Genomic DNA, 15000 nt, shown 5'->3' with positions numbered 1-15000 from the left:
GTGTTAAAAAGATACGTTCACACCTATGTTATAATTCTTCTGGTTGGAAGGATAGTTACCGAAGTCGATCCCGAAGTTCGTGTTATCACGCAGGTTGGATGTCGTTAACTCCGGATCCAGACCGGTATATCTGGTGATAGTGAACAGGTTGGCTGCCTGTACATATACCCTGAACCGTTCGATACCTATTTTTTTGATGCGGCCGGTTGGAATATTGTAGCCTAACACCATCGATTTACAACGGAAGAAAGAACCGTCTTCGAGGAAATACGAACTGAACTGGGTAGTGGTGCTGAAGTTGGCGCCGCGTTCGAGGCGGGGCACTTTGGCATTGAGTCTTGTTGGCGTCCATGAGTTATTAGCCGCGTCTTTACTTATTGCCCCATCAAATACCTGTGGAAAATCGGTCCAGTAACGTACGTAATTGATAGCATCGTTCCCTACAGATGTATAAAAGAATGCGGAGAAATCAAAGCCTTTATAAGAAGCGTCGATGTTCAAACCAGCTGTGAATTTCGGATTGGGATTACCGAAGAACACGCGGTCATCAGCATCGATCCTGCCATCGCCGCTGGCATCCTGAAATTTCAGGCGGCCCGGTGCCGCAGCTTCCTGTGTGGGCGATTTGCTTACGTCATCATCGCTTTGAAACAGCCCCACAACCTTGTACCCAAAAAATGAACCCAGGGCCTCACCGGGTTGTAAACGGCTGAATGCGCCAATACGGTCAGAACCGGTGCTTACCTGGTCGTAATACTTAATACCATCGGGCAGGCTTTTCACCTGGTTCTTATAGGAAGTGAACGTTCCCGTAACATCGAACCTGAACTCTTCTATGTTACCGTGATAAGTAGCCGCAATATCAACACCGGTATTCTGAATATTTCCCGCATTTACAAATGCAGCGGTAGCGCCTCCGCCTGTAGCCGGTGCGAGCGGACGGAACAACAATCCGCTGATAGCTTTTTTATACCATTCAAATGAGAAGTTCAGTTTATTGTTGAACAGTACCGCATCGAATCCTACATTGGTAATGATATCTTCTTCCCAGGTAGTGGCCCTGTTGCCGTTCTGACTGGCAAAAATACCCAATACCGAAGAGTTGTTGGCGCCGTTGATATCATAATAGGAACTGGCCGCGAGCTGGTTGTACAGGTCGAACGCATTCGTTGGGTTAATGTTGCTGATTGAACCCAGCTTACCCCAACCGCCGCGTAATTTCAATTCATTCAGCCAGCCTATGGTGCCGAAGAATCTTTCGCGTGAGATGCGCCAGCCTGCGGTCACACTCGGGAATACACCCCAGCGCTGACTTTCGTCAAACACCGAAGATCCATCGCGGCGCAACGTACCGCTCAACAGGTATTTATCATCATAATTATAATCAACGCGGCCAAACTGCGAATACAGTGAGGTTTGCACCGGCGTGGGCGGGTTATTGCCATCGATGGCAATTCCATTATTGATATTAAGGTTACCCGTTACCTGGCCGCGGGGCGGACCGAACAGCAGGGTCCATAAACTTGGATTTACAGTGAGGTTACCCGCATTGGTGACCGGGTAGTTGGTACGTTGGCCAAAGAAACCACGCTGATAGTTTTGAATGGCTTCGGTACCTGCCAGCACTTTAAGATTATGGTTGCCCCAGGTATTGTTATAGGTCAACGTATTTGTCCAGGTCCAGCTACTGTTGTACATCGTAAACTCAGTAAAGCTGTTGGGATTTTTATTGTTCTCGGCGTTTTCGTAAGAAGTATAGGAAAATACATTCCAGTAGTGGTTATCGAAAAAGCCGCCGAAGCTGGTGCGCGCTGTAAAGTGTTTGAGCACGTCTGCTTCTGCAAATACGTTCCCCTGTACCTGCCAGGTATTGTCTTTATTATTTGCGGTACGCTTAAGGTTGGCAACAGGGTTTTGCGCATTACCCAGGCCCTGGGAACCGGTACCGGCAAAATTGCCCATGATGTCATATACGGGGATCAACGGGCTTTCGCGATAGCTATGCGAAATGGGATTGCCTTCGTTCTGGTTACCGTTTGTAAGCCCCGGGTTTTGGCGGTAAAAGATGTACGCGTTCTCACCAACGCGAACCTTATTACCTAAATTGAATGTAGTGTTGATCCTGGCTGAGTATCGCTTTAAATAAGTTTCAATCAACGTGCCCTGCTGATTGAAATAGTTCAACGACAAAAAGAAGGTTGACCTGTCGGACCCCGATGACACTGCCAGGTTATGGCTGGTGATGGGCGCCGGTTTAAAGATCTCATGAAACCAGTCGGTACCCTGTTTGTTGGTTTTTGTGATCTGGTTGTCGTACAGCTTGTACGTTGAGGGATCGGTGTTGGGATCACCCTCCATGGCAGCTGTTGGCCTTATGTAATCGGGAATTACAGGTGTTTGGCCGGTGCCCAGTTGTTTATGGCCGGGCGTTAAACCGCTGTTGATGTACCCCTGTTGAATGGCATTGGCCGTTTCCTGGGTATTGGCAATATTGAACCCGTTTTTCAATGGCCGTTGGGTGCCTACATAAGCATCGTAATTGATCCTTACTTTACCGCTTCGGCCGCGTTTGGTGGTAACGACAATTACGCCGTTAGAACCGCGCACTCCGTAAATAGCGGCAGCGCCCGCATCTTTTAAAACCTGAATTGATTCAATGTCGTTCACGTTCAGGTCGTGCATGTTGCCCTGTGTACCGTCAATGATCACCAGCGGATCGGTTGCGCCTACCGAAGTAATACCACGTACCCTGATATTGCTGTTACTGCCCGGCATACCCGATGTAACGATGGTTACCCCGGCAGCCTGGCCCTGCAACGCTTTTTCAGGAGTACCGGTAGGGATCTGGCGCATGTTGTCTACCTCAACTACCGCTACAGAACCGGTAATGTCTTTCTTCCGTTGAGCGGTGTAGCCGGTAATTACCACTTCATTCAAATTGGAAGTGGTTGTCTTTAAAGCAACAGTGAGTGTAAGATTGTTTCCAACGGGCAGCTCTCTTGGCTCGAAGCCAATGGAAGAAAACAATAACACGGCCGAAGAACCGGGAACAATGATGGAAAATGAACCTTCCGCGTTTGTTTGCGTGGCAACGGTTGAGCCTTTCACAGAAACAGTAGCACCGGTGATGGGCTGATTGTTACTGTCCGTTACTTTTCCGGAAATGTTTTTTTGCTGAGCAAGAATCGTTGTGGCAGGTAATAGCAATAGAATGGCCAGCCACAACCTAACAGTTAGCTTTGAGGGCATAATCGTTTGTTTTTTGAATGTTTGGTTGTGAAAACGCAGTTACTAAATTAAGCGATTAATTACCGTTCCCTGAAATAAAATTCACGTTTTTGATATACCGTTAGTAACGAATAAGGGCCTGTTATTTTTTATATATCTTACCTGCTGTAAATTAAATCTATCGGAAATTATTTATAACGTAACGTATACCAGTATGTTTTTTTATAACATGAAGCGGCCGGCGAATTCCCTTTTTAGAGAACCGGCCGGCAGCAAATGCTGCAACCGGTTAAAAAACAGGTAGTATCGGTTAAAGATGTATTGAGCTATAGAAAGATGTGGGATTTTAGATTTGAGGGATTTAGGATTTGACGGATTTAGGATGTAAGGGATCTGAGATTTGTTTCATATGATTGCTTCCCGAACTTAAGCTGCCTTTTCGGGAGGTTGGGAGTTTTGATCGTAACAGACAGGAATTTCATTATTTGATAATGCCCCTGAGCCGTTCATCCTGAGCTTTGAGCCCTGGCTCTGGGGTCTTGTGCTTTGAGCCTTATGCCTTGTGCTTTAAACCTTTTATCTTTGCAGCCCGTTGAACTGCTTCTGCCCTTATTTCAGGTTGGCCAAAAAGGTGTCTTTTTCGCCGATATATGGCTGTAAATAAGACAATTTGGCTCTTCCGGGGGCACTGGCAAAGTAATTGAACGGTATAGCTTTACCATTGAAAATTGGTAAAATTTAGCGCCGCCGAAGGGCAGCGCTCTTATTTGACGCAAAAACACCGTCCCGACGCAAAGCCGGGGAGGGTTTTGACCGTCAATTTTGCAGTTATGAAAGTGAAAAACACGTAAGCACTAGTTATGGCAGATAAAGACAAAAACACCGTTAACCGTGAAAACGGTACCAATGCAGACATGGATATCAACACTGATGAAAGCATCAGTGGCACTTCGCACCTTAACGAACCGGTTGCCAGTGAAGATGAGGTTGAAAAGCTGAAAGCTGAGGTAGCGGAACTGAAAGACAAGTACCTGCGGCAGGTTGCTGAATTTGAGAATTTCAGAAGGCGTACCGCGAAGGAGAGGATTGATATGATACAAACCGCCGGCAAAGAGGTGATCACCTCCCTCCTTGAGGTACTGGACGACTGCGACCGGGCTGAAAAGCAATTACAGAGCAGCGAAGATGCGCCGCTTAAAGAGGGCATTCAACTGGTGTTCAATAAATTCAGAAGCACCATGCAAAGCAAGGGCGTAAAACCCATGCAAACCATAGGTACCGATTTCAACCCCGATCAGCACGAAGCGATCACCGAAATTCCTGCTCCTAATGAAGCGATGAAAGGCAAAGTGATCGATGAAGTGCAGAAAGGGTATTATATGAATGATAAAATTATAAGATTTGCTAAGGTTGTGGTAGGTAAATAATTGGTCAATGTGATAATTAGCTAATGTGCTAATATGCTAATGCAGGGACGCGGCGTATACCGCTAAAAAATTATCAGCATGTTGCACAGGCGTTCATTAGCACATTATCGAATCAGCACATTATCATTATCACATTATCTAATTATCGAATTCTCACATTTGTTTTAATATATGTCTACTAAAAGAGATTATTACGAAATACTGGGTGTTCAAAAAGGTGCATCGCAGGATGAGATCAAAAAGGCCTACCGCAAAGTAGCAATGCAGTTTCACCCTGACCGTAACCCTGGCGATAAAGCTGCCGAAGAAAAATTCAAGGAAGCAGCTGAAGCCTATGAAGTTCTGAGCGATGCCGACAAGCGGGCTCAGTACGATCGTTTTGGACACGCCGGTGTGCAGGGCAATGGCCGTGGTTTTAGCGGCAGTGGCAACATGGAAGATATCTTCAGCCAGTTCGGCGATATTTTCGGTGACGATATTTTCGGAAGCTTTTTTGGTGGCGGCGGCGGAAGAAGAGGCGGCCAGCGGATGCGCGGCGTTCGCGGCAGCAACCTGAGAATAAAGATCAAACTTACCTATGAGGAAATAGCCAAAGGCGTTACCAAACAGGTTAAAGTAAAAAAACATGTGCCCTGTACCACCTGTTCGGGCAGTGGCGCAAAAGATAAAGGCAGCGTTCAAACATGTACAACCTGCGGCGGCAGCGGTCAGGTGCGCCGTGTTTCCAATACCTTCCTGGGTCAAATGCAAACGGTTACTACCTGTCCCAGCTGTAATGGTGAAGGAACTACCATAACCGCCAAATGCGGAACCTGTAAAGGCGAAGGCAGAATGTATGGTGAAGAAACCGTAACGCTCGATATTCCGGCCGGTGTTCAGGAGGGCATGCAACTGAGCCTTGGCGGCAGGGGTAATGCCGGTGAACGTGGTGGCCCTCCCGGCGACCTCATTGTTTTAATAGAGGAAGAACAACATAAAGAATTACATCGCGATGGTTTGAATGTAGCATACGAACTGCATATCTCCTTCCCCGATGCCTGCTTCGGCACATCGGTAGAAGTGCCTACCATCGATGGCCGGGCCAAAATCAAAATACCTGCCGGAACCCAAAGCGGAAAAATTTTCCGGCTGAAAGGCAAAGGCTTTCCCGGCGTGAACTCATATGAAAAAGGCGATCAGCTGATCTATGTGAATGTATGGACGCCTCAGAACCTTTCTGCAGAAGAGAAAGCGCAGTTGGAGAAAATGAACGGTTCACCGAACTTCAAACCACAACCGGAAAAATCGGATAAAAGCTTTTTCGATAAAGTGCGGGAGATGTTTTCGTAAACCAATGTGCAAATTAGCCAATTTGCAAATGTGCAAATGCCCTTCTGTGCTGCCGTCTGATTATTGATAATACGCAATTATGCGTTAAGGCCGCGCAAAAAGCATTTGCACATTTTCGAATTTTCACATTTTCGAATTTGCTTATTATCAACGCGAGGTTATAAATAAAACACATTACTTTCTTCGTTTCTTCTTCCGCACCTTACTATAGATCTTCTTCGCCTTCTCAACAATAGTTACAAATTCCTGCTGAATGGCATCCTGTTTATCTGCCGATTCTCCAGCCAGTTTTATCACTTCGCCCCAGCTATAAGTGCGGGCATATTTCGAATCTTTCAGCAATGCAGCAAACATGGCTACCGATGAAGCAAACCGGTAGGTGGGTGGTAAGGAGGTAAACGGCGTTACGGTATACGGGCATTTATAACTGGTATAACGCTGTAATGTATCGTTGGGCAGTTTGTACCGTACGTTCACGTTTGCAAGGTTGCCTTTGTTGCCGGCAGCCCGTTCATCAACATACACCGGGTCTATTTCAAACAGGGCGATCACCGAATGCCCCGAGCCTACTTCTCCCCCATCAAGCTCGCTTACCGAATCAACGAGCGCCTTCCATTTGTTATCGAAGCCGATCAACCGGTAATTCTTTACCAGGCCGGCATTGAACTCTATATTTAAAAATGCATTATCGGCTACGCTGTACAGTGTTTGGGTAAGTTCTTTCACCAACACCTTCTCCGCTTCCCGTTCATTATCGAGGTAAGCAAAATTGCCATTCCCCTTTTTCGCAAGCACCTCCAGTTTCGAATCTTTATAGTTGCCCATACCTACGCCCAAACAGGTTAAATATATGCCCGACTGCTGATGCTGGGTGATCAGTTTTTCGAGTTCGTCGTCGCTGGTTTGCCCTACATTGAAATCGCCATCGGTAGCGAGGATAACGCGGTTATTGCCGCCTTTTATGAACTGGCTGCGGGCAAGGTTATATGCCGTTCTAATGCCCGATTCGCCGGGTGTTGACCCGCCGGGATACATCTCTTCGATCGATTGGCGGATCTTTTCTTTTTCTTTCCCTGAAGTTGGCTGCAGCCATACACCGATGGTACTGCCGTATACGACAATGGAAATGGTATCCTTATCGCGCAGGTTATTCACCAGTAAGGTAAAAGCCGACTTCAGCAATGGCAGGCGGTTGGGCATATCCATCGAACCCGACACATCTACAAGGAACACCAGGTTGCTGGGCGGTATCTTTTCGGGATCGAGCTTTCGTGCTGAAACATGCAACGCAAGCAGCTGGTTTGTTTTGTTCCAGGGACAATCAGAAACAAAAGACTGAAAGCCAAACACACTATCGGCGGGCGGCGCCTGGTATTTAAAACTGAAATAATTCAACAACTCCTCGGTTCGCACGGCATCGGGCGGCACCGTGGTATTCATGTTCAGAAAACGGCGCACATTGCTGTACGACGCTTTATCGGTATTGATAGCAAACCCCGTTTCGGGATATTTATCGGCCTGCACAAAATCATTTTCCAGTAATGAATTATAGGTTTCGGTGCCCACCGTCCAGTTACGCCGGTCGCCCGGTTTTAAATTACGCGTAAAGGAAAGCAGCCTGTTCTTTTGCAGGTTGGCCGATGTGAGTAATGTTTTTAATACGAGGGAATGGTACCTGGCGGTTTCGAGTTTTACAGAAAGGGGCTGGTAGCCATCGAGTGAAACGGTTATGGAGTCGATCTGCTTTCTGGTCATGATGCCAAATGAGCCGCTGCTGCCTGAAGAATAAACATAACCTGTTGAATGAAGCACAATGCGCGCATTCGACAGAAGGTTGTTTTTTTCGTCCCTGATCTCACCACGCAAATAATACTGCGCGTGACCAGCTACTACAAACAGGAATGAGGTTAATATGGCGACAGCAGTTTTCAAATATGTTGATGATAGTTGACGAGTTGACGAGTTAACTGGTTAACTGGTTAACCCCTTAACTTGTTAACCTTTATTCTATCAACTTAAAAATCTCGGGAATATTTCGTCCTAACCCATCATAATCGAGACCGTACCCAACCACAAACTTATTGGGAATGGAAAATCCAAGATAATCGATGGTAATGGGAAAAACCGTTGCTTCGGGTTTATGCAGCAGCGCTACGATCTTCAACGAGGCAGGTTGCTGGTGTTTTAACTGGGGCAGAAATTCACTGAGCGTTTTACCGGTGTCTACAATATCCTCTACGATCACCACATCGCGGCCGAAAAGGTCCATATCGAGACCAATAGCCGTAATTACATGCCCGGTACTTTTTGTTCCTTTATAGGAAGCGAGCTTTATAAAACAGATCTCTGCGTCTATGGCAAGCTCCTTGAACAGATCTGACGCAAACATAAATGAGCCATTCAAAATAGCGATGAACAGTGGTTTCTTTTCGGCATAATCGTTATTCAGTTTGCCGGCAATGTCTTTGATCCGTTCGGCAATCGATGCTGCACTAAGGTATGGTTCAAATTGTTTGTCGTGTACGCGAATTTCACCCATAAGTCAGTTTTTGTATATAACCAGTTCCTGTCCGGTTCTCAGGCCATCACCCGTCAGTTTATTCCAATCTTTGAGTTGTTCTACTGTAATACTATATTTTTTCGCAATACTATACAAAGTTTCTTTTTCCTGTACAATGTGCAGGCTGGCGGTCACGGCCGAAGAATTGGAGGCGGTGATCTGCTCAAGCGGCATTACGGCAAGCTTTGGCGCTTCATTTACTACTTCCCTGGCCAGTTTGGGCCGTGCCGGGGCTTTTTCCTGCAAATACAATCTCTCACCGGGGGCCGGTTCGCCCTGTTCCTGCAGGTGATTGTAAACGATCAGGTTATCGAGCCGAATGCCTTCGCTCTGGCTGATATCGTACAGTGTTTCGCCCTCTCTCACTTCATGGAACTCATTTTCACCCGATCTGCGTTTGCGCTGCAGGAAGATCAACTGGTCCTGCGACAATACATCCTCATCTTCATCGGTGAGCTCATTGAAATCGAGCAGGTGTTTTAGCGAAACATCGTATTGTTTGGCAATGCCCAGCATGGAAGCGCCGGCCTTGACAAAAATCACTTTGGTACGGTTTATATGGAACTGTCCCATCGGGTATTCAACCGGCGGTTTTACCATTGGTGGCATTTTTATTTCCTGTATAGCCACCCCGTTGCTGATGTTAACGGGCCTGCCGCCACCGGCCAGCACTTCCTCTGCAGGGGATAATTTACCCATGGCAATGAGCGTGTACTGTTGCAGGTTGTAATCTTCAATGTATTTGATTAGGATCTGCGGATATTTGGGATTGGTAGCGTACCCGGCCTTTTTTAACCCGTAGGCCCACTGGCTGTAATCGGTGGGTTCGTAATTGAACAGGAAGGCGTAGCGGCTGCCTTTTTTCAAAAAATCGGAATGGTCAACATAGGACTCCTCCGCTTTTTTATAGCTCCTGAAACATTCCCCGCGGGCATCGTCATCGTGATATACTTTCTCACCCTTCCACTCGGCACGGCATTTTATACCAAAATGGTTATTCGATCTGGAGCACAGGTCGCTTTTGCCGGCCATGCTTTCGTGTATACCCTGAGCCAGGGTGATAGAAGCGGGAATACCACTTCGCTGCATTTCGCGAATGGCAATTTCCTTATAGGTATTAATGTAATCGATCACGTCGCTGTTGCGCTGTGCTTTAAGCCCCGGCGCTGCGATAATTGAAATGACAACCAGTAATCGTTTCAACGGCATCCTGTTTATTTTTTTCTAATCATGAGTAATCCGTCCCTGACGGTCAGCATAACTTTCTCAACACCGGCATCCTGCAACACATGTTCGTTGAATGCGTGGATGGCTTTGGCATTTTTGCCGGCAACCGGCTGTTGCAACACCTGACCGTGAAAAAGCACGTTATCCGCTATAATCAGACCGCCAGGCCGTACCATTGGCAACACCAACTGGTAATATTGGGTATAATTTACTTTATCTGCATCTATAAATACAAGATCCCAGGTTTCATTCAATCCGGGAATAATGCTTAACGCGTTACCCACGTGCAAAATTATCTTACCTGCGTCAATTGACCTATTGAAATTTGCCCGGGCTACAGATGCATCCTCCTCCCGGAGCTCAATTGTATGTATTTTTCCATCTTTTAACAAGCCCTTAGCAAGGCAAATGGCGCTATAACCGGTAAAAGTGCCTATTTCGAGCACCCGCCGGGGCTGCAACAGGCAGCTGATCATTTCGAGGAACTTCCCCTGTACATGACCGCTTAACATATGTGCATGGGCATGAGTGGCTGCGGTACTGGCCGCAATTTCCGCCAAAAAAGCATCATCCGGTGATGTGTACCGGCTGGCGTATGCTTCGGCAAGGGAGTTGACTATGTCCAATATTTGTTTTTACAACAAAGATAATGAGTGGAGCGGAAGTGGCCGGTTACCGGTTCGGGAGTTGTTCAGTTATTGAGTTGTTCAGTTATTTGAGTTGTTCAGTTGTTCAGTTGTTCAGTTTTTTATTAAGGTGCAAAGTGAGGTGAGCAGGAAACTGTACGAAGCTGTATTCCATTATCACATTAGCACGTCAGCAAATTAGCACATTAACCTTGCTTAGCCATCGGTCGGGAGTCAGAAATCCATTCACCTTCAAAAAATGGCCTCCCGACCTCAGACTAAACACTCCAGCTATCGTAAATATTGTTAGTGGTAATTCTTACTTCTTAATCAGGGTGCTTTGCAGTTGTATACATAACATCTTCTTCGTTTACTGTACAACGGTAATTGTAATGGTACGTATTAAACGGGGGAAATAAAGTTTTAGTTTACCGGCCGTTTATTTTTTTGAACGCATAAGTATTATCATGCAACGCAATACCAAAAGTGGCGCGCTTCAAAAGCGCGCCACAACTGGAATTTCATAAACTACAAAACAGTTATTGTGTTACCACAGCTTTTTTTGAAATGCTCAATAACCCGAGGTACGTTAGTAATCCGTTTATGATAAGCAGCTCTATGCCTATCTGGTAGCCGCCAAGCAATTTTGCCGAGTTCTGGCTGAGAAAATAACAGATAAAAGGCGCGGCCAAACAAATGATGGTAATTAAATAAGTGGAAGGCAATGCTCTTTTGCTGAGGATGCCGAATGCGAAAAGCCCCAGCAACGGCCCGTAAGTATACCCGGCCAGCGTAAGTATTTTATCGATGATACTACGGTCGCCAATGCGGTAAAATATCATGATACAAAAAAGGAATATGACCGTAAATGACAGGTGCACCGTTAACCTGATCTTCTTTTTTTGTTTTTCGGTAAGGTCATCGCGGCGTTTCAGGCCCAGCATATCTATACAGAACGAAGAGGTCAATGCGGTCAATGCGCCATCGGCACTGGGGAACAGGGCGCTGATGAGCGCAATGATAAATATTATAGATATGGCCTGCGGCATATACTGCAAGGCCATGGTGGGGAAAAGCTCGTCACCCATGATGTTTTTATTCTCACTCAACAATTGCATTTTCCCGCCTGCAGCCTGGGCATATTCAGCTCCGTGATTCAATGCGTACAGGTACAACAAACCACCTAACAACAGGAACAAAAAGTTAACCCCGGCGCTAACCAGGTTAAAGGTGATCATGTTCTTTTGCGAATCTTTCAACGTTTTTACACTAATGTTCTTCTGCATCATTTCCTGATCGAGCCCGAACATTGAAATGGTAATGAACATACCGCCTATGATCTGTTTCAGGAAGAACCCGCCGCTCATGGGATCGGTATTGAAGATGTTTGTATATCCTTTGGCAGTAAGCGTTTGCATGGCATCGCCTACCGAGAGATCGAGGTTGTTGAGAATATACACTACAGCTACCACCAGCCCCAGCAGCATCAGCGAGGTTTGCAAAGTATCGGTGTAAACAATGGTTTTAACCCCGCCTTCAAATGTGTACAACAGGATCATCAATAGAATAATTAGCGCGGTTACTATAAACGGAACGCCAAAACTTTTCAAAATAAATTCCTGCAATACGAAGATCACCAGGTACAGGCGGGCGGTGGCGCCTACCGTGCGCGAGATAATAAAAAACAACGCACCCGTTTTATAGGCAATGGTGCCGAACCGTTTCTGCAGGTAATTATAAATGGAAGTAAGGTTCATTTTGTAATACAGCGGCAACAGCACAAAGGCCACAACGAGGTATCCAAAGAAATAACCGATCACCACCTGGAAATAAGCAAATCCCTTATGCACGCTACCCGCAAAATCACCTACGGTACCGGGCACCGATACAAAGGTTACACCGCTCAGCGATGTGCCCACCATCCCAAATGCTACGAGCATCCAGTTTGAATTGCGGTTTCCGATAAAAAATGAATCATTGTTTGAATTCCGGGAAGTGAAGTACGCAACAACCAGCAATAAAACGAAATAACCGATCACAAAGGAGAATAACAGCGATGCAGACATAATTAACGTTGATTAAACGGTTCAATAAAGTCGGATACGTTCAATAGCCTAAAAGCCTGAATAGAAGATAGTTTACGACGTTTTTGTTTGCGCATCCGCTTAATTTTTAAAACATAAAAACCCAAACATCAAAGCGCTCCCCTGTTCAAACTTTAGGTCTGAAGATAATAAAATTGTGTTTCACTATTGCTGATAATCCTTTTATCTTAGAGTTCGATGGGCATTTTTTTAACAATCTATGTCCCTATAAAAAACAGCGAGCATGAAGATCGAATCGGTATCAGTTTTTTGCGGATCAAAGGCCGGAAGGAACCCTTTATACATGAAGCATGCGGCAGAACTCGGTAAACTGATAGCAGTGCTGAACCTGCGGATGGTATATGGCGGTGGCAATACAGGTTTAATGGGCGCCATTGCCGATGGCGTACTGGGCAACGGCGGCAAGGTAATGGGGGTAATTCCTAAAATACTTGTTGAATGGGAACATCAGCACGAAGGACTTACCGAGTTGTTTGTAGTGCCAGATATGCATACCCGAAAAAAAATGATGTATGAAATGTGCGATGCAGCCATCGTACTGCCCGGCGGCTTTGGCACCCTCGACGAGTTGTTTGAAATGCTTACCTGGAACCAGCTTAAAATACACGATAAAAAAATATACGTGCTGAACTCGGAAAATTTTTACAACCACCTCAGGCTGCATTTACTTCACCTGAAGAAAGAAGACTTTCTTTATGAGGCTGTCGAAGATAGAATCATCTTTTGTGACACGCCGGTGGAGATCTTTAATAAGATTGGGTAAAGCCAATTAGCTAATGTGATAATTAGCTAATGTGCTAATTCTTCCTGCAGCAACAGCTTAATTAAATATAGGCTTTCAATATTTGATCTGGCGGCCCCGTATGCGCATTAGCACATTATGACATTAGCAAATCAGCACATTAAAATCCGACATTATACCCAAAATTAAAGAACGTTCTGCTGCCATACGGACTGCGGTCATTTTGCAACAGATCGTAGTTGGCGCTTACAATAAAGAAACCACGGCCTGCAGGGATCGCAGCACCAATGCCGCCCAATAACGACGGAACGATCTTACTGTCGAGTTTATACTCTACATCGGAGCTTAAAGCTTTATGTTTACCCCAGGTATAATTCGCCTCGGGCTGCAATTGAAAGAAGATATATTCTATAGGATATACCCGGCCGAAGATATTCAGCCCCGCTACACCAAATTGTTCTTTATAATCTAACCACTCGTACTTGTAGCTCGAATAAATAAAGTTAACTCCGGCACCGGCAGCCAGATAACGGTTGAACCGGTAGCCTACCTGCGGTGATACATTTACCAGCGTTGACACATTGCCGAAACCCAATCCAAAGTTCCCGCCAAAGAACAGTTTTTCCTTATCAAAACCCCTGCGCTCCGGCTCCATCTCCCCATCCTGGGCTACAGCTACAACACTAAACATGGCTATTAAACAGGCGGTCAGTATATATTTTTTCATAATAATGTGATAATTTGATAATGTGATAATTAAATACAGACATATGTGGCCCCCGCGTGAGCTTCCTGTTAATAAGGACTGCTCAAACTTAAAGCATTATCACATTATCGAATTATCCAATTATCACATTTGCTAAAATACATTTCAGCAGCTTCATTTAATGTTAAGATGTTACTAATTACGGTTGAACTATTCAACTATCAATCAGCAAGATACGATCGGCGTAATAACAACAATACATGTGGATAATTAGTACTAATAATCAAACTGTTACCTAATCAGCACTTAGCGAACGCCTTATAACTAAGCATTTATATATATTTTTTTACTACGTGCCGGCGGGTATTTGCTTTATTGGATTTTGTTATTACTTTTATTGTGCCTATCCCTTGAAGACCGAAAGATTTTACAGCTTATCATACCACAAATCCCTGGAAAATCCCCCCAAACTGGTTAACACCTTAAAGAAGTTAATCTAACAATCCTGTAAAGCCGTTTTGTACATTTTGTAATATGATTCCCGACAGCCATATGTATGTCCAGGAATCTGTATTCCAATACCTGTGCGAACCGAACGCATCCTTATGTCTTATCGGAAAACGAAAATTGTTTTCACTTAATAAACGATAATGAAGAGATGTATTCTGGCAATTGACGACAGCAAAGCGATAAGGTTTTTATTGCACACGGTACTGGGAAAAGAATACCAGGTTATTACCGCACCCGATGCCTGTTCGGCCATGTTCTGGTTATCGAAAAAGAACCTGCCCGACCTGATCATCGTTGACCCGCAGTTACCCGATGTGCAGGACTGGGAACTGATCGAAGAATTTTCTTCGAGCGCGCTTTACCGGGATATTCCCCTGGTAGTTTTGTCATCGCTCGATAAGGAGGTTACAGCAGCGAAATGCCTGAAATATGGTATATCGGATTTTTATACGAAGCCATTTAATCCGCTTGAATTAAACGAAACAGTTCAGAAAGTTATGAGCAGGGTTGCACCGGTTTCGACAGTGAAAGCCGGCTAAT

General features: G+C 45.4%; 11 protein-coding genes. 4 read left to right on the top strand and 7 right to left on the bottom strand.

The features are described from left to right. Positions 1 to 3: 3 nt before the first annotated feature. Positions 4 to 3249 carry a SusC/RagA family TonB-linked outer membrane protein gene (locus A4R26_RS04450; protein WP_081161104.1) on the bottom strand — a complete coding sequence of 1082 codons (3246 nt, stop codon included), beginning with the start codon at positions 3247 to 3249 and terminating at the stop codon, positions 4 to 6. Between the two features lie 839 nt (positions 3250 to 4088). Here A4R26_RS04450 and A4R26_RS04445 point away from each other — a divergent pair. Both A4R26_RS04445 and dnaJ read left to right on the top strand, forming a co-directional pair. Beyond that, on the top strand, positions 4089 to 4655 hold the full coding sequence (locus A4R26_RS04445; RefSeq protein ID WP_081161103.1) for a nucleotide exchange factor GrpE: 567 nt from the start codon (positions 4089 to 4091) through the stop codon (positions 4653 to 4655). A gap of 171 nt (positions 4656 to 4826) precedes the next feature. After that, complete coding sequence (dnaJ, locus tag A4R26_RS04440; RefSeq protein WP_081161101.1) at positions 4827 to 5984, top strand: molecular chaperone DnaJ; 1158 nt, start codon at positions 4827 to 4829, stop codon at positions 5982 to 5984. A 174-nt stretch (positions 5985 to 6158) separates the two neighbouring features. Here dnaJ and A4R26_RS04435 read toward each other — a convergent pair whose 3' ends face one another. The 5 genes from A4R26_RS04435 to A4R26_RS04415 all read right to left on the bottom strand — a co-directional run bounded on the left by A4R26_RS04435 (position 6159) and on the right by A4R26_RS04415 (position 12463). After that, complete coding sequence (locus tag A4R26_RS04435) at positions 6159 to 7916, bottom strand: vWA domain-containing protein (protein ID WP_081161100.1); 1758 nt, start codon at positions 7914 to 7916, stop codon at positions 6159 to 6161. Positions 7917 to 7986: 70 nt separating this feature from the next. After that, positions 7987 to 8523 carry a hypoxanthine phosphoribosyltransferase gene (gene hpt, locus A4R26_RS04430; RefSeq protein ID WP_081161097.1) on the bottom strand — a complete coding sequence of 179 codons (537 nt, stop codon included), beginning with the start codon at positions 8521 to 8523 and terminating at the stop codon, positions 7987 to 7989. A gap of 3 nt (positions 8524 to 8526) precedes the next feature. Next, positions 8527 to 9747: a glucosaminidase domain-containing protein gene (locus A4R26_RS04425; RefSeq protein ID WP_165760143.1), complete on the bottom strand. Its 1221-nt coding sequence runs from the start codon at positions 9745 to 9747 to the stop codon at positions 8527 to 8529. An 11-nt stretch (positions 9748 to 9758) separates the two neighbouring features. Beyond that, positions 9759 to 10397, bottom strand: coding sequence for an O-methyltransferase (locus tag A4R26_RS04420; RefSeq protein ID WP_081161092.1), 639 nt, complete (start codon positions 10395 to 10397; stop codon positions 9759 to 9761). A gap of 539 nt (positions 10398 to 10936) precedes the next feature. Further along, the gene (locus A4R26_RS04415) at positions 10937 to 12463 is read right to left on the bottom strand and encodes a sodium:solute symporter (RefSeq protein ID WP_081161090.1); all 1527 of its coding nucleotides are present in this window, start codon (positions 12461 to 12463) and stop codon (positions 10937 to 10939) included. Positions 12464 to 12725: 262 nt separating this feature from the next. On the opposite strand from A4R26_RS04415, the gene A4R26_RS04410 reads away from it, so the two are divergent. Further along, on the top strand, positions 12726 to 13265 hold the full coding sequence (locus A4R26_RS04410) for an LOG family protein (protein WP_107685798.1): 540 nt from the start codon (positions 12726 to 12728) through the stop codon (positions 13263 to 13265). Between the two features lie 139 nt (positions 13266 to 13404). On the opposite strand, the gene A4R26_RS04405 is transcribed toward A4R26_RS04410, so the two are convergent. Beyond that, on the bottom strand, positions 13405 to 13971 hold the full coding sequence (locus tag A4R26_RS04405; RefSeq protein ID WP_081161087.1) for a hypothetical protein: 567 nt from the start codon (positions 13969 to 13971) through the stop codon (positions 13405 to 13407). A gap of 629 nt (positions 13972 to 14600) precedes the next feature. Between A4R26_RS04405 and A4R26_RS04400 the strand changes: the two genes are divergently transcribed. Further along, the gene (locus A4R26_RS04400) at positions 14601 to 14999 is read left to right on the top strand and encodes a response regulator (protein ID WP_081161085.1); all 399 of its coding nucleotides are present in this window, start codon (positions 14601 to 14603) and stop codon (positions 14997 to 14999) included. Position 15000: the final 1 nt, after the last annotated feature.

It is taken from the genome of Niastella populi, from assembly GCF_002078015.1.
In the GTDB taxonomy this organism is placed as follows: Bacteria; Bacteroidota; Bacteroidia; order Chitinophagales; family Chitinophagaceae; genus Niastella; species Niastella populi.
Note: the sequence above shows the minus strand (reverse complement) of the source record. Positions and strands in the feature narration are given on the sequence as shown.

Excerpts from the sequence above, each read along its gene's own strand:
- A4R26_RS04450 (WP_081161104.1), bottom strand. The coding sequence starts at position 3,249 with ATGCCCTCAAAGCTAACTGTTAGGTTGTGGCTGGCCATTCTATTGCTA.
- A4R26_RS04445 (WP_081161103.1), top strand. The coding sequence starts at position 4,089 with ATGGCAGATAAAGACAAAAACACCGTTAACCGTGAAAACGGTACCAAT.
- dnaJ (WP_081161101.1), top strand. The coding sequence starts at position 4,827 with ATGTCTACTAAAAGAGATTATTACGAAATACTGGGTGTTCAAAAAGGT.
- hpt (WP_081161097.1), bottom strand. The coding sequence starts at position 8,523 with ATGGGTGAAATTCGCGTACACGACAAACAATTTGAACCATACCTTAGT.
- A4R26_RS04415 (WP_081161090.1), bottom strand. The coding sequence starts at position 12,463 with ATGTCTGCATCGCTGTTATTCTCCTTTGTGATCGGTTATTTCGTTTTA.
- A4R26_RS04410 (WP_107685798.1), top strand. The coding sequence starts at position 12,726 with ATGAAGATCGAATCGGTATCAGTTTTTTGCGGATCAAAGGCCGGAAGG.
- A4R26_RS04405 (WP_081161087.1), bottom strand. The coding sequence starts at position 13,971 with ATGAAAAAATATATACTGACCGCCTGTTTAATAGCCATGTTTAGTGTT.
- A4R26_RS04400 (WP_081161085.1), top strand. The coding sequence starts at position 14,601 with ATGAAGAGATGTATTCTGGCAATTGACGACAGCAAAGCGATAAGGTTT.